The 20,715-nt window shown below is 52.8% G+C and carries 25 protein-coding genes; 12 read left to right on the top strand and 13 right to left on the bottom strand.

The features are described from left to right. Positions 1–56 precede the first annotated feature (56 nt). Entirely contained in the window at positions 57–845 is a 789-nt protein-coding gene (locus DSM465_RS0102650; protein ID WP_029760565.1) for an alpha/beta hydrolase family protein, read from the bottom strand. A 218-nt stretch (positions 846–1,063) separates the two neighbouring features. Here DSM465_RS0102650 and DSM465_RS0102645 point away from each other — a divergent pair, with 218 nt between their 5' ends. From DSM465_RS0102645 to DSM465_RS0102635, 3 genes are read left to right on the top strand one after another with little or no spacing between them, the layout of a single operon-like run. Then, positions 1,064–2,068 carry an ABC transporter substrate-binding protein gene (locus tag DSM465_RS0102645; protein WP_029760563.1) on the top strand — a complete coding sequence of 335 codons (1,005 nt, stop codon included), beginning with the start codon at positions 1,064–1,066 and terminating at the stop codon, positions 2,066–2,068. Between the two features lie 18 nt (positions 2,069–2,086). Further along, the gene (locus DSM465_RS0102640) at positions 2,087–2,905 is read left to right on the top strand and encodes an ABC transporter ATP-binding protein (protein WP_029760562.1); all 819 of its coding nucleotides are present in this window, start codon (positions 2,087–2,089) and stop codon (positions 2,903–2,905) included. Continuing rightward, on the top strand, positions 2,892–3,701 hold the full coding sequence (locus tag DSM465_RS0102635; protein WP_008880958.1) for an ABC transporter permease: 810 nt from the start codon (positions 2,892–2,894) through the stop codon (positions 3,699–3,701). Before DSM465_RS0102640 ends, DSM465_RS0102635 begins: the two co-directional genes overlap by 14 nt. A gap of 52 nt (positions 3,702–3,753) precedes the next feature. Here the strand turns inward: DSM465_RS0102635 and ytkD are convergent, their stop codons facing one another. From ytkD to DSM465_RS0102615, 4 genes are all read right to left on the bottom strand, one after another. Further along, positions 3,754–4,221: an RNA deprotection pyrophosphohydrolase gene (ytkD, locus tag DSM465_RS0102630; protein ID WP_029760561.1), complete on the bottom strand. Its 468-nt coding sequence runs from the start codon at positions 4,219–4,221 to the stop codon at positions 3,754–3,756. A 58-nt stretch (positions 4,222–4,279) separates the two neighbouring features. Further along, complete coding sequence (locus DSM465_RS0102625; RefSeq protein WP_008880960.1) at positions 4,280–4,618, bottom strand: hypothetical protein; 339 nt, start codon at positions 4,616–4,618, stop codon at positions 4,280–4,282. A gap of 253 nt (positions 4,619–4,871) precedes the next feature. After that, positions 4,872–5,267 carry a phage holin family protein gene (locus DSM465_RS0102620; protein WP_008880961.1) on the bottom strand — a complete coding sequence of 132 codons (396 nt, stop codon included), beginning with the start codon at positions 5,265–5,267 and terminating at the stop codon, positions 4,872–4,874. A 142-nt stretch (positions 5,268–5,409) separates the two neighbouring features. Continuing rightward, on the bottom strand, positions 5,410–5,850 hold the full coding sequence (locus DSM465_RS0102615; protein WP_008880962.1) for a Dps family protein: 441 nt from the start codon (positions 5,848–5,850) through the stop codon (positions 5,410–5,412). A 151-nt stretch (positions 5,851–6,001) separates the two neighbouring features. Here DSM465_RS0102615 and ytzI point away from each other — a divergent pair, with 151 nt between their 5' ends. Then, positions 6,002–6,160 carry a YtzI protein gene (ytzI, locus tag DSM465_RS0102610; protein WP_223812898.1) on the top strand — a complete coding sequence of 53 codons (159 nt, stop codon included), beginning with the start codon at positions 6,002–6,004 and terminating at the stop codon, positions 6,158–6,160. A gap of 24 nt (positions 6,161–6,184) precedes the next feature. On the opposite strand, the gene DSM465_RS0102605 is transcribed toward ytzI, so the two are convergent. Beyond that, positions 6,185–6,661, bottom strand: coding sequence for an S-ribosylhomocysteine lyase (locus DSM465_RS0102605; protein WP_008880964.1), 477 nt, complete (start codon positions 6,659–6,661; stop codon positions 6,185–6,187). 194 nt (positions 6,662–6,855) lie between these two features. Here DSM465_RS0102605 and yidD point away from each other — a divergent pair, with 194 nt between their 5' ends. The 3 genes from yidD to DSM465_RS0102590 all read left to right on the top strand — a co-directional run bounded on the left by yidD (position 6,856) and on the right by DSM465_RS0102590 (position 9,673). Further along, positions 6,856–7,095: a membrane protein insertion efficiency factor YidD gene (gene yidD, locus DSM465_RS0102600; RefSeq protein ID WP_029760559.1), complete on the top strand. Its 240-nt coding sequence runs from the start codon at positions 6,856–6,858 to the stop codon at positions 7,093–7,095. Positions 7,096–7,205: 110 nt separating this feature from the next. Beyond that, complete coding sequence (locus DSM465_RS0102595; protein WP_011888020.1) at positions 7,206–8,180, top strand: metal ABC transporter substrate-binding protein; 975 nt, start codon at positions 7,206–7,208, stop codon at positions 8,178–8,180. 137 nt (positions 8,181–8,317) lie between these two features. Next, on the top strand, positions 8,318–9,673 hold the full coding sequence (locus tag DSM465_RS0102590) for a trypsin-like peptidase domain-containing protein (RefSeq protein WP_230459200.1): 1,356 nt from the start codon (positions 8,318–8,320) through the stop codon (positions 9,671–9,673). A gap of 146 nt (positions 9,674–9,819) precedes the next feature. On the opposite strand, the gene DSM465_RS0102585 is transcribed toward DSM465_RS0102590, so the two are convergent. Continuing rightward, positions 9,820–10,323, bottom strand: coding sequence for a hypothetical protein (locus DSM465_RS0102585; protein WP_029760557.1), 504 nt, complete (start codon positions 10,321–10,323; stop codon positions 9,820–9,822). An 18-nt stretch (positions 10,324–10,341) separates the two neighbouring features. Then, positions 10,342–10,632 (bottom strand): DUF2325 domain-containing protein, encoded by a 291-nt coding sequence (locus DSM465_RS0102580; RefSeq protein WP_008880969.1) that lies wholly within the window; start codon positions 10,630–10,632, stop codon positions 10,342–10,344. 216 nt (positions 10,633–10,848) lie between these two features. Here DSM465_RS0102580 and DSM465_RS18710 point away from each other — a divergent pair, with 216 nt between their 5' ends. Further along, a complete protein-coding gene (locus tag DSM465_RS18710; RefSeq protein WP_008880970.1) occupies positions 10,849–11,010 on the top strand; it encodes a DUF1540 domain-containing protein in 162 nt (53 codons plus the stop codon). Between the two features lie 66 nt (positions 11,011–11,076). Next, positions 11,077–11,277 (top strand): hypothetical protein, encoded by a 201-nt coding sequence (locus tag DSM465_RS0102570; protein ID WP_008880971.1) that lies wholly within the window; start codon positions 11,077–11,079, stop codon positions 11,275–11,277. Positions 11,278–11,308: 31 nt separating this feature from the next. Here DSM465_RS0102570 and DSM465_RS0102565 read toward each other — a convergent pair whose 3' ends face one another. From DSM465_RS0102565 to DSM465_RS0102545, 5 genes are all read right to left on the bottom strand, one after another. Beyond that, a complete protein-coding gene (locus tag DSM465_RS0102565) occupies positions 11,309–12,790 on the bottom strand; it encodes an o-succinylbenzoate--CoA ligase (RefSeq protein ID WP_029760556.1) in 1,482 nt (493 codons plus the stop codon). A 195-nt stretch (positions 12,791–12,985) separates the two neighbouring features. After that, entirely contained in the window at positions 12,986–13,804 is an 819-nt protein-coding gene (gene menB, locus DSM465_RS0102560) for a 1,4-dihydroxy-2-naphthoyl-CoA synthase (protein ID WP_008880973.1), read from the bottom strand. 5 nt (positions 13,805–13,809) lie between these two features. Beyond that, positions 13,810–14,610, bottom strand: coding sequence for a 2-succinyl-6-hydroxy-2,4-cyclohexadiene-1-carboxylate synthase (menH, locus tag DSM465_RS0102555; RefSeq protein WP_029760555.1), 801 nt, complete (start codon positions 14,608–14,610; stop codon positions 13,810–13,812). After that, a complete protein-coding gene (menD, locus tag DSM465_RS0102550) occupies positions 14,601–16,361 on the bottom strand; it encodes a 2-succinyl-5-enolpyruvyl-6-hydroxy-3-cyclohexene-1-carboxylic-acid synthase (RefSeq protein WP_029760554.1) in 1,761 nt (586 codons plus the stop codon). The genes menH and menD overlap by 10 nt, the downstream gene beginning before the upstream one ends. Continuing rightward, positions 16,354–17,730 (bottom strand): isochorismate synthase, encoded by a 1,377-nt coding sequence (locus DSM465_RS0102545; protein WP_029760552.1) that lies wholly within the window; start codon positions 17,728–17,730, stop codon positions 16,354–16,356. Before DSM465_RS0102545 ends, menD begins: the two co-directional genes overlap by 8 nt. Positions 17,731–17,900: 170 nt before the next feature. On the opposite strand from DSM465_RS0102545, the gene DSM465_RS0102540 reads away from it, so the two are divergent. From DSM465_RS0102540 to DSM465_RS0102530, 3 genes are all read left to right on the top strand, one after another. Beyond that, positions 17,901–18,830, top strand: a complete 930-nt coding sequence (locus tag DSM465_RS0102540) for a 1,4-dihydroxy-2-naphthoate polyprenyltransferase (RefSeq protein ID WP_011888025.1) — start codon at positions 17,901–17,903, stop codon at positions 18,828–18,830. Positions 18,831–18,915: 85 nt separating this feature from the next. Then, positions 18,916–19,680: a yteA family sporulation protein gene (locus DSM465_RS0102535; protein ID WP_029760551.1), complete on the top strand. Its 765-nt coding sequence runs from the start codon at positions 18,916–18,918 to the stop codon at positions 19,678–19,680. A gap of 145 nt (positions 19,681–19,825) precedes the next feature. After that, positions 19,826–20,620 (top strand): TIGR00266 family protein, encoded by a 795-nt coding sequence (locus DSM465_RS0102530; protein WP_029760550.1) that lies wholly within the window; start codon positions 19,826–19,828, stop codon positions 20,618–20,620. Positions 20,621–20,715: the final 95 nt, after the last annotated feature.

Raw genomic sequence — 20,715 nt, 5'->3', positions numbered from 1 at the left:
AAGCTCCCGAGGCTTCTTATGAGCGGTTTCCTCAACATCCTTCCCATCCTATCGTATCATACCGTCGGCTGTTGTTTCATCCATTCGGTGAGCCGTTGCACCGTCTTTCGATTATCTTGCGGCGGGAAATAGTGATTGAACTCAGGGAAGTACCAAGCGGTGACCGGTCGGTCGAGCTGCTTGAGCCGCCGCTCCAGCCGCCACGCATGCTCAATCGATACGTTTGTATCTCGCTCGCCATGGATGATGAGCACAGGCGCTTTGAGGCGCTCTAGGTTATAAAGCGGCGTACGGTGACGGTAGCGTTCCGGGTATTTGTTCGGTGTCCCGCCGATGACGCGCTTCATCATCCGCCGCAAGTCCAACCGCTCCCAATACGTCAGCTCCAAATCGGTCACCCCTCCCCAGACCGCGACCGAACAGACCCGCTCGGCCAACAAAGCGGTATGAAGCGCCATCGCCCCGCCGCGGGAGAAACCGAACACGTGCACACGCCCCGGGTGAACAAGCGGATGGCGGCGCAGGAGCTCAAATCCGGCAAGCGCATCATAACGGTCTTCACCGACAAAATCTTCGTTCCCTTCCCCGCCTCCGTTGCCGCGGTAAAGCGGGGCGAAGACGACAAATCCATGGGAAGCGAATTGGATGAGGCGTGGCACCCGCACTTGTCCGACGTTTTTGATCCCGCCGCGCAAATACAAAAACCCGTCATACACGTCGTTTTGTTTCGGCACGGCCAAAAATCCTTTCACTTTCAGTCCTTGCGCCATATAGGTGACAAAAAAGACGTCGATGTCCGGATGCGGCGACGGAAACCGGTATTGGTCGATGATGTCCCCGTCCATGGTGGATCTCTCCTTTCCGCCAGCTGAATGAATGTCTCCCCTCTTTTTTTCGTGAAAACAAAGGCATGTTGCATGCCTGAATGAAGGGAAAACCATTGCCTATAGACCGTTCCCGTCGTTTCGCCCATTTTTTCTAGGCATTCACACATTTTTCGCCTGTGCATACGATAAGGTGAAGCGAATGTTCACCACGTGTGGACGAAAAGGGGGTAGGTCACATGAAAAAATGGGCTGTATGGTTATGTTCACTTCTTCTCCTCTTGCCGCTCACTGCCTGCGGCAACGACGCCGATCAAAAAGAAAAAACGCTGACAAAAGTCCGTCTCGCTGAAGTGACGCGTTCGATTTTTTATGCGCCGCAGTACGTCGCCTTAGCGAAAGGATTTTTTGAAGAAGAAGGGCTCGATGTCGAGCTGACGACGACGTGGGGCGGTGACAAAACGATGACGACGCTGCTGTCTGGTGGCGCGGACATCGCCCTTGTCGGTTCGGAAACGTCGATTTATGTGTATGCGCAAGGGACGAATGATCCGGTCATCAACTTCGCCCAGCTGACGCAAACAGATGGAACGTTTCTCGTTTCCCGGAAAAAAATCGACAACTTTACTTGGGAGATGTTGAAAGGAAGCACGTTCCTCGGCCAGCGCAAAGGCGGCATGCCGCAGATGGTTGGCGAATTTGTGCTGAAACAACACGGCATTGACCCGCATCAAGACTTGAAGCTGATTCAAAACGTCGATTTTGCTAATATCGCCAACGCCTTTGCGAGCGGCACCGGCGATTTCGTCCAACTGTTTGAACCGACTGCTAGCATTTTTGAGCAAGAAGGAAAAGGCTACATTATCGCTTCCTTTGGCACCGAATCGGGGCGCGTTCCGTACACGACGTACATGGCAAAACAAAGCTATATGAACAAGAACAAAGACATCATCGAAAAATTTACGCGCGCCATCTACAAAGCGCAACAATGGGTCGAATCACACAGCACCAAAGAAATTGCCAAAGTCATTCAACCATACTTTGAGGACACGGAATTGGACATTATCGAAACAGTCGTCGATCGATACAAAAGTCAAGGCTCTTACGCGACCGATCCGATTTTAGATGAGGAAGAATGGAACAACTTGCAAAACATCATGGATGAAGCCGGCGAGCTGCCAAAACGAATCGACCTCGACACACTCGTTGATTCGTCGTTTGCCAAAAAAGCCATGAACGACTAACGAAAGCGGGTGAACCGGATGTTTCTTGTCATCGACCGTCTCTCGCACACGTATTTTACGAAAACAACCGCCGTCACCGCGCTCGCTGAGGTGTCGCTGTCGGTCGAGAAAGGAGAGTTTGTCTCCTTTCTCGGCCCAAGCGGCTGTGGGAAAACGACCCTTCTTTCCATTATCGCCGGGCTGATTCAACCGACGGAAGGGAAGGTGTTCATCGAAGGCGAACCGCTTTGGGCGCAGGAAACAAGCGCCAAAGCAGCGCGCCGGGCGGCCGGATCCGATCTGTCAACCCGCGGCGCTGTCGGGTATATGCTTCAGCAAGACTACTTGTTTCCATGGAAAACGATTGAAGAAAACATCTTACTCGGTCTCAAAATCACAGGAACGTTGACAGCGGAAACGAAAGAGCGGGCGCTCGCATTGCTTGCGGAGATCGGCCTTGACGGCGTGGAATCGTATTACCCGAGCCAGTTGTCCGGCGGCATGCGCCAGCGCGCGGCGCTCGTGCGCACATTGGCAACCGACCCGAAGCTCTTGTTGCTTGACGAACCGTTTTCCGCTCTTGACCAACAGACGAAGCTAAAATTAGAAGAACTCGTCTGGAAAACGTTAAAGCAATACGAAAAAACCGCGGTGCTCGTCACCCATGATATTGAAGAAGCCATCGCCATGAGCGACCGCATTTTCCTGTTTTCGCGACGCCCGGGCCGCCTAGTGCGGACGTTTATCATTCCGGATGAGCTGCGTCACTGTCCGCCGTTCGCCGCTCGCCAGCATCCGACGTTTTCTCCGCTATTTCAATCCATTTGGAAGGAGATGGAGGCCCTTGAATCCGTCTAATGAACGCATCCGCTCATTGCACCATGAATACCTCGCCGCGCTCCGCAAAGAACGGCGGGTGATTCGCGTTTGGCAAGTTGCGCTCCTTATTGCCTTTTTCGCTGTCTGGGAAGCGGCAAGTCACTTTCGCTGGGTCGATCCGCTGCTGTTTAGCTCTCCATCGGCCATTGGCAAATTGTTTATTGAAAAAATCGGCGACTACTCTCTCTTAACACATACGTGGGCCACCTTGTTTGAAACGATGCTCGGGTTTATCATCGGCACGGTCGGCGGTGCGCTCATCGGCGCGTTGCTTTGGTGGTTTCCACGCCTCGCCAAAACGCTTGATCCCTATTTGGTCGTCTTTAACGCCATGCCCAAAGTCGCACTCGGGCCGATTTTGATTGTCGCCCTTGGACCGGGATTTACGTCGATCATCGCGATGGGTGTCGTTATTGCGATCATTATTACGACAATTGTGGTGTACGCCTCGTTTCAAGAAGTCGACCCGAACTATTTGAAAGTGTTGCGAACGTTTGGCGCCACCCGCTACCAATGTTTCAAAGAAGCCGTGCTGCCAGCGTCGTTTCCGGCGATCATTTCAACGTTGAAAGTGAACGTCGGCCTCGCCTGGGTCGGCGTCATCACCGGCGAATTTCTCGTTTCCAAACAAGGGCTCGGCTATTTAATCATTTACGGCTTCCAAGTGTTCAATTTTACACTCGTCTTGATGAGCCTGCTCATTGTCGCGGTGCTGTCGACATTGATGTATCAACTTGTCGCTATGATCGAAAAGAAATGGAGCAACCGCCGCTAAGAGACGTTCGCGAACGATCGATGAACGTCTCTTTTCGTTTTGCCGCCGAATATTAGCCGATCCACCCGCGCTGTTTGACTTCCGCCAACGCCAACGGAAGCACATCGTCTTTCATGAGATAACTAAAGCGCGCATCCGTGCGGATATGATCCGGCAGTGCCGAAAGCAGCACGGGGCCGTTCGTCTCCCAATAGGAGTCCCGCTCGGAAAGCGCCGCAATGTCGGCGAAATAAATGTTTTTCACAATATCCGGCTCCACCTCATATTGGCCGACATAGGAAAGACGGCCAACCACCCCGCCGGTTTCTTCCATGACCTCGCGAGCGGCAGCTTCTTCGGCCGTTTCCCCGTCTTCAACTTTGCCGCCGGGAAATTCGAGACCGCGGCGCGGGTGATCCGTCAACAACCACTGACCTTGATAGCGGCAAATGACCCACACATGCCCAGGCGTCAAGGAAAACGGATGATCCGCAAACGCCAGCCGGACGCGATGCCCGTAATAATCGCGAAACTCATACATCGGACTCGCTCCTTTCCTCTCCCCATTATACAAAAAAAGCCGCCCCATTCGCGGCTTTTTACTCGTTTGTTTCTCTGTCATCAGGAAGGATGCCAAGCGATCGGATCTGCGCCTTCGTTTCGTCATTGCCAAGCCGATAAATCATTTCGTAAATTTTCATCATCGTCTCGTCATACGCATCGTTTTCCCGATCGTAATGATATTGGACATATGGCACATGGGCGCGCCAAAACGCTTGCCAGTCGGTCGAGTAATTTTGATCGAAATACTCGCGCAGCTCCGCGATTTCTCGGTCGGTTGCTTCAATTTGGAAATCCCATGGCGACGCCGTTTTCAGCTGCGAAATTTCCCCGTGCGCTATCGAGATGTAATACGTCTTTTTCCGTTCTTCTGCCACACTCGTCCACTCCTTCTGCTCTTTTTGTTTAGTGTGGGGTCATCCGGGAAAAATATGCGGATTTTGCGAAAATCAGCGAACAAATCCGCTCGGGTGTTCAAGCAACAAGGACTGCGTTCCAATGCGGCATAACCGGAACACTGCCGATGCAACGCTTTTCTTGAAGGTTGATGATTGAGCCTTCGGATTCATCTAGCAATAAGAACGATTCATTGTAAACAAAAACCCCCGATGAACTCGTCATCAGGGGAAATCATTTCATCTCATCTTTCAACAACTCGATCGCTTTTCGCAGCACGGCGGGAATCGGAACACCGGCCCGCCCGGCGTTTTCCACGATCGAAATAAATTCATTGGCAATATAGAAAAATACGATCGCGTCGCGAATCAAGTGCATGTTCCAGCCGATGGCCAAATCGACTAAATGCGCCGCTGCCGTGAGCACAAAAATCAACAACTTGCGAACGATGCCGCGAAACCCGACCTGGCTTGACAGCTTGCCTTCCATCGCACTAGCGACAATGCCAGTAATGTAATCGACAATCACTAATGCAAGCAAAATGACGACGAATGAGTCCACGCTGCCGACAAATACCGACACAAGCGAACCGAACAGCGGAACACCGATCATCGGAATTGGCTTGTTCACGGCTCTCTCCCCTTGAACATAGGATACGCGTACCCTATTCTATGCCAAGGGGAAAAAGCAAGACGCGGCGGTTTCCCTAAACAACGCCTTTTTTCGACAAAAACCGAAGGCCGCCCATGAGATTGACGGGCAGCCTTTCCCTTTACCGTCCCAAAAACGATTTCAGCATCCAGACGTGTTTCTCCAAGCTCCGGTGAATGCCAAGCAGCATATCCCCTGTCGTTTCATCGCCGACTTCATCCGCCACTTGCATTCCTTCCTTCAGTTCACCGATCATCGTTTCAAAGTCGCCGACAATCGAAGCGACCATTTGCTCGGCGGTTTCCGTCCCGGTCGCTTCCTTGACCGACGCTTGCTCTAGCGCGCCTTTCATCGTCGCCACCGGCTTGCCACCCAGCGCCAACAGCCGCTCGGCGAGCGCGTCAATATGGCCGGCTGCTTCATTGTAAAGCTCTTCAAACTTCTCATGCAGCGTAAAAAACTGCGGACCGGTGACATACCAATGGTAATTGTGCAACTTCACGTACAAAACGGTCCAGTTCGCGATTTGCTTGTTGACAATGTCCGTTAATTGGTTTGCCATATTCATTCCTCCCCATGGTTGATTTACCCAACTTGTCCGCTATTGAAACAGCCGAACCTTGCCGATGAATAGCTTGCCCGATTCCAGGAGAAATATGAATGCGCGCGTGCTTACATATGGTATAATGAAAAGAAAAAAGGTAGGCATCATCATGTATTGGACGTTAGTGATTTGTCTCATCATTGTCGTCATCATTCTTACGTTAGCCGTCGTCACCACCTCAAAAGCGTACGGATACAAACATACGGTAGATCCGCTTCCTGAGGAACAGGACGACAAACAACAGGCCGGCCCGAAACAGCCGCAGTAGCGGCGTTCGGACCGGCCTTATTGATCAGCCAAACACTTTTTTCAGTTCGCTTTTCTCTTGCGACAGCCAAAAGCGCATCAGCTCTTTCGCCGCCTCTAAGTCATGCAGCTTCGCTTGGCCGCATTGCCGCTCGGTCGCAGCCGGCACTTCCGTCGCATTCAAGGCGTCTTTCATCGTCTCCTCAAGCAAATCGATGATTTCGTCAACGGTCGGCGAACCGCTCACGACAAGGTAAAATCCCGTTTGGCAACCCATTGGCGAAATGTCGATAATGTCAAAGTGATCATACTTGGTCACATGTTTGCGCAGCGTATACGCCAACAAGTGCTCCAACGTATGAATGGCCGCCGGATCCATCGCTTCTTTGTTCGGCTGGCAAAAACGAATATCGAACTTATTGACGACACCGTCGCTTCCGATTTTGTGAACGCCGCAATGCCGCACGTACGGCGCTTTCACGGCGCAGTGATCCAATTCAAAGCTTTCGACTGGTGAAGGCATATGAATTCCCCCTAATCGTATATTCTCTTTTTTATCATAACCAAAACGAGGGGCGTCCCGCATCTTTTTTGTCTTCTAGGCCGACGGATGCGCTGGGGGCGAAACACCGGCTGCTCACAACAGACCATTTCCCTTGAATGGAAAGGCGATTTGTCCTATTGTAGAAATAGCGAAAAGGACGGAAAGGAATGGTGATGGTGGCCAAGTTGCTGATTATGCTCATCCGCTTTTACCAACGATTTCTTTCCCCGCTCAAGCCCCCGACATGTCGCTTTTACCCGACTTGCTCCCACTACGGGATAGAAGCGGTGACGCGGTTTGGTGCCATCAAAGGGGGATGGCTGACGGTGAAGCGAATTTTGAAATGCCACCCGTTCCACCCCGGCGGATTTGACCCCGTACCCGAAAAACCACAAAAAAAGACCAAACCATAACGAACAGAGCGACGTGCTTCCCCCTAAACGGGGACAAATAGTTTTCAAATCGGAATCATTACGATATAATAGCGAAGGACATATCGCTTTTTCAAGGGAAGGAGCTTATCATGAGAACGAGATCATGGATATTATGCTTATTTCTCGCTTTATTCGGCTTGCTATACGGCTGCCAAAACGAACAAGACAAGAACGGGTCAGAAACTAAAAAAGATACGTTAACGATATACACAACGGTCTACCCGCTCGAAGATTTCACGAAAAAAATCGGCGGCGATGTCGTTGAAGTCAACAGCATTTATCCGCCCGGAGCCGAAGCGCATACGTTCGAACCGACAACCAAAACGATCCAACAAGTTGCCGATGCGGATGCCTTCATTTATATCGGCCAAGGAATGGAACCGTTCGCCGAAAAGCTAAAGGAAGCGTTAAAAAATGAACCGGTTCGCTTTCTTGCTGCTGCCGACAGCATCGATTTACTTGAATCGTCTCACGAAGAACATGGAGAAGATGATGAACATGCCGCTCCAAAAGGCAATGGAGACGAACACGAGCACCACGGTGATAAAGATCCGCACGTTTGGCTTGACCCAATCCGTTCCGTCAAGATGGCCGAACAGATTCGCGATTTGCTCATTGAACTCAAACCGGAGCAAAAAGAAACGTTTACGGCAAACTTTAACGCCTTGAAAGAAAAACTGGAAGTGCTTGACCAAACCTTCCAGCAAACCGTCCAATCGGCGCCGAACAAAGATATTCTCGTCGCCCATGCGGCCTACGGTTATTGGGAAGAGCGCTACGGCCTCCGCCAGCGCAGCGTGTCCGGCCTGACGCCGACAAACGAACCGTCGCAAAAACAATTGGTTGCGCTCATCGATTGGGCGAAACGTCATCACATTCGCTACGTTCTTTTTGAACGCAACATCCCAGCGAAAACAGCAGAAATGATCCAGCATGAAATCGACGCCAAAGCGCTCTATTTGCACAACCTAGAAACATTGACCGACGAAGACAGGAAACAAAACCGTGATTACTTCAACTTGATGGAACAAAATATCGAAACGATCGAACAGGCTCTCCGTTAACCTTCCCTGCCCCGCCGTCAAGGCGGGGCTTTTTTCTCACTCTTTCCTTTATTTTTTTCGGTGTGCTCCAAAAGACGGATGGCGAATATAATATACCATTGTTGTTTTTAAATTTTCTGACAAATAAGGTGAAACATGTGCGCAAACGAGCGATGATGACGCTCCCAATCAGCGTCATTTTCGCCGTATGCATCGCCGCTTCCTTCTTTCTAATGAACATCAAACCCGACACGTCCCACGTCTCACAAGCGCAAAAGCTGGCTGAGTATACAAAGCCAGCCGTCGTCCGTATCGTCGATTATGCGATCGTGGAATGGAAATTTGTCAACAATGATCCGGATGTCGACGCGTACCTCCACCAGCTTGATTACCGAACGATGATTGGCGCATCCGGCTCAGGGGCCATCATTAGCTCAAACGGCTATATTGTCACGAACGCCCATGTCGTTGAGTATTCGAAGGCAGAAGAAAAAGACATCGCCCATGCGGCCTTTGAACAATTAGTAGCTGGAGTGGCCGAATATTTTGGCGTCGATTTTGACATCGCTTATGATTATATGATTGAGTATACGTTGTATACAAACGTCACCCGCGGTCTGAAAGTGATTTTACCTGGAGGGGATGTGCTTGACGGGGAAGTAAAAAGCTACGGAGCCCCAGTCAATCAAGGGAAAGACGTTGCGGTTTTAAAAGTCGAAGGGAAACATTTGCCGACGCTGCCGCTTGGCGATTCGGACAACGTCCAAAATCAAGATGACATTTGGGTGATCGGCTATCCCGCCGCTGCTGAATCCAACTACCTTTCTCCCGACTCCTCCTTAGTCTCTTCCATGAACGCCGGCCATGTTTCCGCCACTTCGAAAAAGACAGAACAAGGGAGTCCGGTCATCCAGATTGACGCCGCTGCCACCCATGGCAACAGCGGAGGACCCGTCATTAACAAACGCGGGGAAATGATCGGCTTGCTCACCTTCCGCGGCGACACTGTCAATGGCCAAGAAGTGCAAGGATTCAATTTTGTCGTTCCGGTCAATACCGTGAAAGAGTTTGTCAAGCAGGCTGGAGCCGACCAAGGGCAAGGAAGCATTGATACCCTCTTCCGCGAAGGATTGACGCTGTATTGGGGCGGTTACTATAAGGATGCCTTGGCCAAATTCGAAGCGGTCGAACGCCTCTATCCCGGCCATTCGGAAATTAAACGGTTCATTACCGACAGCCAGCAAAAAAGCGGGCAAAGCAAAATTCTTTGGTCAACCTACAAAACCGCCTTCCTTATTTTCGATGGCGTCGCTCTGCTTCTCATCATCGGACTGCTTGTGTTCACCTTCGCCTGTAAGCCAAAACAGCAAACCAAAGCGGCTTCAGCCGACGGCCCACCGGTAGCCTCCGCCGATCTGAACGGTGACGGCAAAGTCGATCTCCAAGACGTGCTGTTGGCCTTGCAACAACAGCAACAACAAACCGACGACAGCAAGAAAAAGGAGAGTCCATAGCGACACCTTGCCATAAATATTATGATAAAAATGGGACATTTATGACTATACCCTCGCAAGGACAACATAGAGAATGTCCGAACGTCCTTTTCTTTCAACATGAAACGGCATGTCGAGCTTTCACACCGTTCGAAGACATGCCGTTTTTATCCGGTAGACATCCATTCAATGCGGCGCCCGCCTGTCCATAAAAAGCAACATTCAAGCTCGTGCGGACAAAATCCGACCGCTTCTCGACATAAAGACGGCAGTCTTTCCTTGTAGTTCCGAATTTCCCCCTCTTCCTCGCACCATAACAATACGCGCACGCGGTCACGGTAAACGATACACAAGTTTGTACCGTTCCAATCTTCCGCCTCCCCCTCATTCCCGCCGTCAACAAGCAACAGTGGCTTGCATTCTGTCTCGTCCGCCGAACCAAAAAACTGCAACAAATGATCGGTCACTTTGGCGAGCACGAGGCCGTAATGTAATGGAGACGGAAAGAGAGACAAAGAAAGGAGCGGGCGATGCATTTCAATGAGCTTCAATAGCTGAAATGGCGACCGCAAGGAAGGAGTCGTTTCACAATACGCCTCGACCACGCGGTGGAGAAATCGGTGAACGGCATAAACCCAAGCGCCTTGTGTCTTTTGATGTGTCAATGCCATCACTGCTGCCTCCCATGTTTAAGCATGTTTCTCCAGCTGCTCCAGCACAGTATAAATCGAACTCCACGAACGCTTGACAAAATAAATGGGCTTGTCTTTGCTTTTTGCTTTCTCTTTCACTTTTTTGGCTAAGTTATGGTTAATGTAATCGATCATAACTAATACAGCATCCACATGCTCCGGAATATCGCGCTTGACCATATTCACTTTTCGGCCATTGACATGAATGATTTCCCGGAAACCAGAATTCACTAATTTATCGGTAATATTGCCTAAATGATCTGCACCCACAACAAGTAAAGAGGCCATCGTGTCACCCTCCCTTATCACCTTCTTGATTTTTATTTTAATTGAGAATGATTTTCTATGTCAATGATAATGATAAATATTTTCATTTATCGTCAGTTAAAAAACTTCCCACTTTTTACACCGGATCCGCAGCAGATGATCCTTCCATTCATAAATTCCGCTTGAACCGGCAAACTATTGTTGTAGCCGATTTCATCATGATAAGGGGGACGACGAATGGCAAAAGACGTTCTTTGCGAAGTACGCAACTGTCATTACTGGGCAGAAGGAAACCGCTGCAGCGCTGAGGCGATTTACGTCGTCAGCCATACAGGGAAAGCAGCGTCCGATGTGACGGAAACAGACTGCAAAACGTTTGTTCCTTCTGACGAAGCATAACTGGCAGATGAGTCAAGCGCTGCCCGGCTGACCGGGCGGCGCTTACATAGTTAGAGGGGGATAACGATGGACAAGCGCGCCAGCCTCATTAAAGCGTTCAAAAGGGAAATGAAGCGGAGCCATCCGGAAGCGTATCCGATTTGCATCGATTCCTTCACAAATTTATGGCAGTACGAGTTCGGTTCGTTGGAACAGTTGCCGCCCGATATTAAGCGGCTTGTCGCCTATCGAGCAGCTGAGCTTGGACTGGAGGACGATGATTTTTAACAGAAGCTGATGAATAAAGCGAGCGCCCCGCTTATAGCTGGGACGCTCGCTTTTCTGCTTCTGGAATGAGTGTTTTCAGCTCGCGGCGCAGCAGTTTTTGTGCCGCATTGCGCGGCAGCGCATGAACGAAATAAATGCGCGCTGGCACTTTATATTTGGCTAATCGGCCGCGGCAAAATTGCTTCAGTTCATCCTCATCGGCCGCCGCTCCTTGCTTCAATTTCACAAACGCATACGGCACTTGTCCCCACGTTTCATCTTCCATGCCGGTCACCCCGGCTTCTTCGACATCCGGATGAGCAAGGAGCACAGCTTCAATTTCGGCCGGATACACATTTTCGCCACCGGAGATGATGAGGTCAGAGCGGCGGTCGAGCACGTACAAAAATCCCTCTTCATCGACGTAACCGATATCTCCCGTATAAAACCAACCGTCGCGGATCGCCTGTTCGGTCGCCTCCGGTCGGTGCAAATACCCTTTCGTTACGTTCGGCCCTTTCACAACGATTTCCCCAGCTTCATACGGCGCCGCCGGCTTTCCATCGCGCACGATGCGCAACTCGGCGGGAAAAAGCGGCTTGCCCGCTGAACCGAGCTTTGTCAAGCTGTATTCGGGGGCCAGCGTAACAATTTGCGACGCCGTTTCGGTCATCCCGTACGTTTGGTACACTGGAATGCCTTTTTCTTTGCACACTTCAAGCAGCGGCTTCGGCGCCGGTCCGCCGCCTAACAGCATACAGCGGAACGTATCTGGGTAGCGCTCTTCCCCTAATTCCGCCACCATCCGCTGCAGCATCGCGGCCACAACCGACATGACAGTGACCTTGCCGTCCATGATCAAGGCGTTAGCCGCCTTGGCATCAAACGACGTTTGCAAATGCATCGGCATCCCGTAAATGACGCTGCGCATCGCGATCGACAGCCCACTAATATGAAACAGCGGCACCGCCGCCAGCCAGCAGTCGCGCTCATGCAAACCTAAATTGAGAACGGAACCGACGGCGCTCCACCAGTGGTTACCGTATGTTTGCAGCACGCCTTTCGGGGTGCCGGTTGTCCCCGATGTGTACATGATCGTCGCTGTCTCGTCCAAATGGTACGTTTCTTTGAGCGGGACGTCCGCTTCTGCAAGCCCGGCGAGCGCGCTGACGGTAATGACCCGCTCGTCACCGCCGAAGCGGTCGGCGAAACCATCATCCGCAATGACAAAACGCGCCCCGCTGTCATCGAGCTGCCAACCAAGTTCATAAGGGGTCAGGCGCACGTTTTGCAGCAAAGCGCGGGCGCCGAGGAAAAACAACGCATGGACGATTTCAATCATCTCGATGCTATTTTTCATAAGCAAGGCGACAATGTCGCCTTCTTTGATTCCCGCTCCGGCGAGGCGGCGCGCCCAGCTTGCGGCGGCTTCATACAGATCGGCGAACGTTTTCGTCCGCTCCCCATCACTGATGGCCGTCCGCTCCGGAGTCAAAAACGCCCGCTGCTTCAGCCAGTTCGGCATGGTCGTCATTTCGTTTTTCCTCCCTTCGGTCGCAAAAAAGCAGCTTGATGCCGCATCAAGCTGCTTTTTCGTTCTCACGGAAAAGACCGGTGGGCAACCTTTTGCCCTCAATCGAGCCAAGCGTGCGCATGTTCACGGAAATGATTCATGCGCAGATTGGCCCCCATCCAACCGTGACAATGTCGGCTCAAGGCGCACACATGATCACGGAAAACGAGGGAACTGGCCGAAGTCCGGTTTCCGTTTTTCCTTAAACGCTCTCATTCCTTCTTTTGCTTCTTCCGTCGTATAGAAGAGAAGCGTCGCATCGCCAGCGAGCTGCTGAATGCCGGCTAAGCCATCGGAATCGGCATTAAACGCCGCTTTTAAGAAGCGAATCGCCGTCGGACTTTTCTCCAAAATTTCTTGCGCCCATTTGACCGTTTCTTCCTCGAGCTGTTCAAGCGGCACGACTTTGTTGACGAGCCCCATCTCGAGCGCTTCTTGGGCGTTGTACTGGCGGCACAAATACCAAATTTCGCGCGCTTTTTTATGGCCGACGATGCGCGCCAAATAACCGGCGCCGTAACCGCCATCAAAGCTGCCGACTTTCGGCCCGGTTTGACCGAAAATGGCATTGTCCGCTGCGATCGTTAAGTCGCAGACGATATGAAGCACATGACCGCCGCCGATTGCATACCCGGCAACCATCGCGATGACCGGTTTCGGGATGACGCGAATGAGCCGCTGCAAATCGAGCACATTCAAGCGTGGGATTTCGTCCTCGCCGACATAGCCCCCGTGGCCGCGCACTTTTTGGTCGCCGCCGGAGCAAAACGCTTTGCCGCCCGCGCCGGTCAAAATAATGACGCCGATGTTCGAATCATCACGCGCCCGCGTGAATGCATCAATCAGCTCGTTAACTGTTTTCGGACGAAACGCATTATGTACTTCCGGACGATTGATCGTAATTTTAGCGATGCCGTTGTACGTTTCGTAAATAATATCTTCATAATCGTGTTCTTTTACCCATTCAAACGGCATTCATACTACCCCCTTTTAATCAATTCACTTACTATTTTAGCAAAAATGCCGGGTTGTTCCACATGAATTGCATGTCCGACCTTTTGGACGCAGACGAGTTCGCTGTTTGGGAGTCGTTCATGCATGTCGGCAGCGATGCGGCAAAATTTCTCATCGTACTCCCCGCAAAGAAGCAACACAGGTACTTTGACCTCCCCAAGCCGATCCCACCATGACGGCTGCACGCCCGTTCCCATTCCGCGCAAACTGTTGGCGAGTCCTCGCTCCGTATGGCGAAGCCGCTCACGGCGAATGGCATCCTGCACGGGCTTCGGGAGTTTCTTTTGGGTCGCAAACAGCGGGAGCTGTTCCCAATAATCGACAAATGCACGCACGCCGTTTCGTTCAATCATTTGCGCGAGCGCCTCATCGTCTTCTTGCCGCGCGCGCCGCTCCGCTTCCGTCTTCAACCCGGGCGAGCTGCTTTCGAGCACTAAACGGCGGAGGCGGTGCGGATACCATATAGCAAAGCTTAAAGCAAGCCGCCCGCCCATCGAATAACCAAGCACGTTTGCTTTTTCGATACGAAGTGCATCAAGAAGTGCCGCCAAGTCGGCCGCTGCCTGTTTCATTTGATACCGCTCAACGCTCTTTGGCGCCTCCGTCCGCCCGTGCCCTATCAGATCGACGGCAATGAGACGGAAGTCTCCCCAGGAACGAAGGAGTGGCCGCCACGTATCCGCACTGCCGGTAAACCCGTGCAACAGCAATAACGGCTCCCCTTCCCCATATTGTTCTACATGGTAACGGATTCCATTCAATTCCATGGTTCTTCCGTTCCTTTTTGTTCGAGAAATTTGGCGATTTCCTGGGAAACACGTTCCCACAAAAATCGATGCATTTGGACATTTTCTGTGCGCGACGTGCGCACTTCGATGACACTTAACCCACCTGTGTTGAGCGATTCGGCGACATGGTGGCGAAACTCGCCCCATGTGTGCGGCACTGCATAACGGCCGCCATACATCTCGACCGCATGAGCAAACGTCAAATCGGTCGGCGTGCCAAACAATGTTTCAAACGGCCCTTCATGGCGCGCTTGCGGCAAAAAAGAAAAAATGCCGCCGCCGTTATTGTTCATCAACACAATCGTCGCCTGCAGTCCATGCATTTTGGCCGCCAGCAGACCGTTTAAATCATGGTAAAACGACAAATCGCCAATGACAAGCACAAGCGGCGATGCGTCAAGGCTGGCGCCCAACGCGCTTGAAACGACACCGTCAATGCCGTTAGCACCGCGGTTGGCGAGAACGCGAAGCGGCTTGTCCGTGGCAAAGAGAAACGTATCGGCGTCGCGAATCGGCATGCTGTTGCCGACAAAAAGGGTGGCTCCGGCCGGCAACAACTCAGCGAGCTCAGTGAACACTTTTCCTTCAAACCATTCGTCTGCCGGCAAATGCTGCCGCAACACGGTGCGGGCAATGTCGTTCATCTCCCGCCATGTCGTCGACCACGCGCTCTCCTTTTGCTTCGGTCTAGCGATGTCAAGCAGCTGGCGGCAAAGAACCGTTTCATTGCTGCGGACGAAGCACGCCGCTTCCAACGTCGGATCGCGCCAGCCGCCGTCATCGACGACAATTTGGCGGATGGAACGGTGTTGCTTCAACCATAAAAACAGCGGCTTGGATACCGGCATGGCGCCGAACCGGAGCACGACATCCGGCACAAGCCTCGAAGCGACCGCCTCGTCTTTTAAAATGGCATCATAGCTATCGATGACATACGTTTTGTCATGCGCACCAGCGCGCAGTTGGGAAAGCGGGTCAGCAAGAATCGGAAAGTCAAGCGTCCGTGCCAGCTCTGTGACCGCTTCAGCGAAGCCGGGCTGATCAAGCGCTCCACAAACAATGAGCCCGCGTTTCGCCGCCGCCAACTGCTCATAGAGCGCCGCCACGTGCTCTGCTGGCAGCGTCGCACGGCCGCTCATGATTTGCGGCGTTTCCGCAACCGTACGCACCTTCTCCCAAACGGCCTCGTCGATGGTCGGGACAAGCGGCTCGCGGAGCGGAACGTTGACATGCACTGGCCCGGCCGGCGTCCCCGCTGCGATGGCGGCGGCCCTTGCCGCCATCGTCCGCGCATAGCTCAGCATAGGATCCGTTTCTTCCGGCAACGCCAGATCGACAAACCATTTCGCATAGCGGCCGTATAAATGCAGTTGGTCGATCGCTTGCGGGGCCCCGACATCGCGCAGTTCATGCGGCCGGTCAGCCGTCAGCACGACAAGCGGCACGCGCGAATAGTACGCCTCAACAATGGCCGGCAAATAGTTGGCCGCCGCGGTCCCTGACGTGCACACTAAAGCGACCGGCCGCTGTTTCGCTTTCGCCATGCCGAGGGCAAAAAACGCAGCCGATCGTTCATCAATGTGCATGGAAAAGTGGAGACCGCTATGCGCCGCCATCGCCATCGCAAGCGGTGTCGAGCGCGAACCAGGGCTGATGACGGCTTCTGTCACCCCGGCTTGCACAAGCCCGTCAACAAAAGCGGCCACATACCATGACAACGCGTTAGTCATTGCTCATCACTCCTAAGGCCGATAACATCGGAGCCATTTTGACGTTCGTCTCTTCGTACTCGCTCGTTGGATCTGAATGGGCGACGATGCCGCAGCCGGCAAACAGCATGGCTTTATCGACGTCAAGCAAGCCGGAGCGAATGGCAACTGCCCATTCCCCGTTGCCATCAGCATCCACCCAGCCGATCGGAGCGGCGTACCACCCGCGGTCAAGCGGTTCAAGAGAACGGATCGCTTCCATCGCTCGTTCGCGTGGCGTTCCGCCGAGCGCCGGCGTTGGGTGCATCATTTCCACAAGACGCAACACGGATGGCTCCTGGCAGCCGCGGCCGACAACTGGCGTGCACAAATGTTGGATATGCGGCAGCTTCAGAAGCTGCGGTGCTGTCGGCATCTCCACCGTCTCGCAAACGGAAGAAAACACGCGGCGGATCATGTGCACAACGAATTGATGTTCCTCACGGTTTTTCGAATCAGCCTGCAGCCAGGCGCCAAGCTGTTCATCTTCTCCAGGGCTGCTTCCGCGGCGCACGGATCCCGCCAAGCACACCGATTGGCACATCTCTCCGTCTTTTTGAACGAGCTGCTCAGGCGAGGCGCCAATAAAACAGCGGCCATCTTGTTCAAACGCAAAAAGGTAAGCAAACGGCTGCTGTTCACGAAGCCGCGCCAGCACAGCGGCGGCGTCAATCGTCCCGGTGAACGCCAACCGCCGCGAACGAGCGAGCACGACTTTATCCAACCTTCCGACACGAATGGAAGCAATCGCTTGACGGACCGCCGCGAGCCACCGCTCTTTTTCCTCCTCTTCATCTGAGACGAGCGCTGGAAGCGTTGCCGAAACCGGCTGCGGCTCCTCGATCCGTCTAAACAGCCGCCCGATTCGCTCCATATCCCGCTCTACGCCGTCAGTTGGCAGCGTGACCGTCAGCAGCGTCCGTCCGTTTTTAACCGAGAGAAGCACCGTCGGCGCGATGAGTTTTCCGGCCGGAAAACCGCGCCATACGGATGTGCGCGGTTGATGCGGGTCAAAAGCAAACCCGCCAAACAATAGCGGCGGCATATCCGCTTCACCGTGCCGCTCGATTTGTTCAACCCATCGTTGGCGCTGCTGTTCGACATAATGAAACCGTCCGTCTGTTTCCTCTGTTTCGATCGTATAAGCCGAGCCAAGGCCGACAAAGATGGTGCTGCCACTTCGGTCAGACCAAAAAAATCGCTCGCGAAACCCGCAGGATGGCCCTTGCATAAAAAAAGAAACCGGATCGATGTCTTCCAACGGTTCCGTCCAGCTCACAAACGGCCGTGCGGCATTTGCCGCCAACTCGTGCAGTTGTTGTTGGATTTTATGTTGAGATACAATTGCCACGACCCTCACGCTTTCTTTCGTTAGATTCCTTCTCCATCCCCTACTTTCATTATATATAATAGGAAATCATTTATCTATCGGAAAGGGTTGACACACCTGAAACGTTTTCCTACACTTATTTTGAACGTAAATGAAACGATATTTTCACGAAACATTAAGGGGAAATCAGTATGCAACCATCAACACATATTGATCACCAACCGCCTGCCCGCCGCGACTGGCGCGTCTTTTGGCGGCTGACGCGGCCGCATACGCTGACAGCGGCGTTCGTACCGGTATGTGTCGGCACGGTGCTGGCGCTTGGCGAGACGGGGGTTCGCTTTTCGCTCTTTGCTGCTATGCTGGTCGCTTCACTGCTCATTCAAGCCGCAACCAACATGTTTAACGAATATTACGATTATAAGCGCGGGCTCGATTCGCCGGAATCTGTTGGCATCGGTGGCGCCATCGTCCGCGATGGCCTCAAACCGAAAACCGTGTTAACACTGGCGTTCGCCTGCTGTGGAGCGGCCATGCTCATTGGCGTTTACATTTGCGCGCAAAGCAGCTGGTGGCTTGCGGTCATCGGAACCATTTGTATGGCGGCGGGCTACTTTTATACCGGTGGACCTGTTCCGATTGCCTATACACCGTTTGGCGAACTGGCGGCCGGGTTTTTTATGGGATTTGTCATCATTTTAATTTCATTTTTTATCCAAACCGGTGATGTCAGTGCGAAGGCTATATTGGTGGCCGTTCCTGTCGCCATTTTAGTCGGGGCCATCTTGCTCGCCAACAACATCCGCGACCTAGACGGCGACCGCGAAAAAGGGAGAAAAACGCTTGCCATTTTAGTCGGGCGCGATTGGGCAATCCGCGTGCTTGCGATGATGTTCGCCGCCGCGTTTCTTTGGGTTGTGGCGCTTGTTCTGTTCAGCGTCGTACCGTTTTGGACATTGCTTGCTTTATTGAGTGTGCCAAAAGCGGTGGCAGCGGCGCGCGGCTTTATCGGTAAAACGAAACCGATCGAGATGATGCCGGCAATGAAAGCGACCGCCCAAACGAATACGCAGTTTGGCTTTTTGCTCGCTATCGGCTTGCTCGTCAACCATTGGCTGTGACACGGTCAGAATGACCGTGTTTTTTTTTGATTTTCGCCCATACTACACCATATAGACGCTATTGTGAAGGAAGGGGTTGCAACCGATGTTGACGAGCGAACAACTTGCCGCCTTCCGCTCAACGCTGCTTGAGATGAAGCGGGACATTGAAGACCGGCTGAAGCAAAACGACCATTTCGGCATCGTGCGCAGCCATGCCCACGATGCCGTCGGCGAGCTGGCGAGCTACGACAATCATCCGGCTGACGAGGCGACCGAACTGTATGAACGGGAAAAAGACCTCGCTTTAGACGAACATACTGAGCGCGAACTTCGTGAGATTGAACAGGCACTCGAGGCTATCGATGACGGCACATACGGGACGTGCCGCGTCTGCGGGCAGCCGATTCCGTACGAACGGCTTGAGGCGCTGCCGACAACTCTTTATTGCCGGCAACATAGCCCCGACCAGACCGTCTCACAAAAACGGCCGCTCGAGGAAGGGGTGCTTATGCCGCCGTTTGGCAAATTTGATTTTGATGACCGCGATGAGTCGGTCGCTTACGATGCTGAGGACGCATGGCAGGAGTTCGCCCGTTACGGTACGTCCGACACCCCGTCCGACCTTGGCAAAAACGTCGATCATTACAGCGAAGTGTACGCCGAGTCGGAAGAGAACGTCGGCTATGTCGAAGACTTGGAAAATTTCGCCGCTGTCGATTTGTACGGGAGAAACGTTAACGTGTACCCGACCCGAGAACATGAACGGCTCGAAAACGTACTGGATGATGAAGGCATCATGTCCAATATCGGCGATTTGCCGGCCTATGAAAAAGACCCGTATACATCCAAAGACACGCATCGCCGCTAGACGAAGAGGGGCGATGGCCGCCGGAACGATGGACGCCACTATGCTAAGAAAAAGACCATCCGTGTGATGGTCTTTTTTGAAACAGAAAAGGCGTGTTTTTCGTAGTACATAATGGAACGTTGATGAAGATGATGGAGGAGAAATGATGAACGCACACGAAATTGATTACCAGTTGTACGGCGATGACATGCAGTTTGTCGAAATCGAGCTTGACCCGCGCGAAAGCGTCATTGCGGAAGCGGGCGGCATGATGATGATGGAGGACGGCATCGTCATGGAAACGGTATTCGGCGACGGTTCCTCGAGCGGAAAAGGGCTGCTCGGTCGCCTCGTTGGCGCCGGCAAACGGCTGCTCACCGGGGAAAGTTTGTTTATGACGGTGTTCACCAATCAAGGAACCGGCAAGCGCCGCGTCGCCTTCGCCGCTCCGTATCCAGGAAAAATCATCCCGGTCAACTTGCAGGAACTCGGTGGGAAGCTGATCTGTCAAAAAGACTCATTTTTATGCGCGGCCAAAGGCGTCTCTGTTGGCATTGAATTTCAGCGCAAGCTCGGCACCGGCTTTTTCGGCGGTGAAGGATTCATTATGCAAAAGCTGGAAGGAGACGGTCTCGCCTTTTTGCACGCCGGCGGAATGATTCACCGCCGCGAGCTGCAACCGGGAGAAAAGCTGCGCATCGATACCGGCTGCCTTGTCGCTATGACAAAGGAAGTCAATTACGACATTGAATATGTCGGCAACATTAAGACGGCCTTTTTTGGTGGCGAAGGACTGTTTTTTGCGACATTGACCGGACCGGGAGTCGTCTGGGTGCAATCGCTCCCATTCAGCCGGCTCGCTGACCGTGTGATCGCCGCCGCTCCCAGCTCGGGTGGGCGGTCGGTCGGCGAAGGCAGCATCTTAGGCGGCATTGGCGATTGGTTTGATGGAGACGACTAACACGAAAAGGGACGTTCTGCTTGGTTCAGAACGTCCCTTTTCTGTTCATGCCGTTGCCGCCCAATCAAGGTCAGCAACCGTGATTCACCAAACCT

Origin of the sequence: Geobacillus thermodenitrificans subsp. thermodenitrificans DSM 465, from assembly GCF_000496575.1 — a bacterium.
In the GTDB taxonomy this organism is placed as follows: domain Bacteria; phylum Bacillota; class Bacilli; order Bacillales; family Anoxybacillaceae; genus Geobacillus; species Geobacillus thermodenitrificans.
This window is presented reverse-complemented; position numbering and strand designations above follow the sequence as displayed.

Excerpts from the sequence above, each read along its gene's own strand:
- DSM465_RS0102650 (WP_029760565.1), bottom strand. The coding sequence starts at position 845 with ATGGACGGGGACATCATCGACCAATACCGGTTTCCGTCGCCGCATCCG.
- DSM465_RS0102645 (WP_029760563.1), top strand. The coding sequence starts at position 1,064 with ATGAAAAAATGGGCTGTATGGTTATGTTCACTTCTTCTCCTCTTGCCG.
- DSM465_RS0102640 (WP_029760562.1), top strand. The coding sequence starts at position 2,087 with ATGTTTCTTGTCATCGACCGTCTCTCGCACACGTATTTTACGAAAACA.
- ytkD (WP_029760561.1), bottom strand. The coding sequence starts at position 4,221 with ATGTATGAGTTTCGCGATTATTACGGGCATCGCGTCCGGCTGGCGTTT.
- DSM465_RS0102615 (WP_008880962.1), bottom strand. The coding sequence starts at position 5,850 with ATGGCAAACCAATTAACGGACATTGTCAACAAGCAAATCGCGAACTGG.
- ytzI (WP_223812898.1), top strand. The coding sequence starts at position 6,002 with ATGTATTGGACGTTAGTGATTTGTCTCATCATTGTCGTCATCATTCTT.
- DSM465_RS0102605 (WP_008880964.1), bottom strand. The coding sequence starts at position 6,661 with ATGCCTTCACCAGTCGAAAGCTTTGAATTGGATCACTGCGCCGTGAAA.
- yidD (WP_029760559.1), top strand. The coding sequence starts at position 6,856 with ATGGTGGCCAAGTTGCTGATTATGCTCATCCGCTTTTACCAACGATTT.
- DSM465_RS0102595 (WP_011888020.1), top strand. The coding sequence starts at position 7,206 with ATGAGAACGAGATCATGGATATTATGCTTATTTCTCGCTTTATTCGGC.
- DSM465_RS0102585 (WP_029760557.1), bottom strand. The coding sequence starts at position 10,323 with ATGGCATTGACACATCAAAAGACACAAGGCGCTTGGGTTTATGCCGTT.
- DSM465_RS0102580 (WP_008880969.1), bottom strand. The coding sequence starts at position 10,632 with ATGGCCTCTTTACTTGTTGTGGGTGCAGATCATTTAGGCAATATTACC.
- DSM465_RS18710 (WP_008880970.1), top strand. The coding sequence starts at position 10,849 with ATGGCAAAAGACGTTCTTTGCGAAGTACGCAACTGTCATTACTGGGCA.
- DSM465_RS0102570 (WP_008880971.1), top strand. The coding sequence starts at position 11,077 with ATGGACAAGCGCGCCAGCCTCATTAAAGCGTTCAAAAGGGAAATGAAG.
- DSM465_RS0102565 (WP_029760556.1), bottom strand. The coding sequence starts at position 12,790 with ATGACGACCATGCCGAACTGGCTGAAGCAGCGGGCGTTTTTGACTCCG.
- menB (WP_008880973.1), bottom strand. The coding sequence starts at position 13,804 with ATGCCGTTTGAATGGGTAAAAGAACACGATTATGAAGATATTATTTAC.
- menH (WP_029760555.1), bottom strand. The coding sequence starts at position 14,610 with ATGGAATTGAATGGAATCCGTTACCATGTAGAACAATATGGGGAAGGG.
- menD (WP_029760554.1), bottom strand. The coding sequence starts at position 16,361 with ATGACTAACGCGTTGTCATGGTATGTGGCCGCTTTTGTTGACGGGCTT.
- DSM465_RS0102540 (WP_011888025.1), top strand. The coding sequence starts at position 17,901 with ATGCAACCATCAACACATATTGATCACCAACCGCCTGCCCGCCGCGAC.
- DSM465_RS0102535 (WP_029760551.1), top strand. The coding sequence starts at position 18,916 with ATGTTGACGAGCGAACAACTTGCCGCCTTCCGCTCAACGCTGCTTGAG.
- DSM465_RS0102530 (WP_029760550.1), top strand. The coding sequence starts at position 19,826 with ATGAACGCACACGAAATTGATTACCAGTTGTACGGCGATGACATGCAG.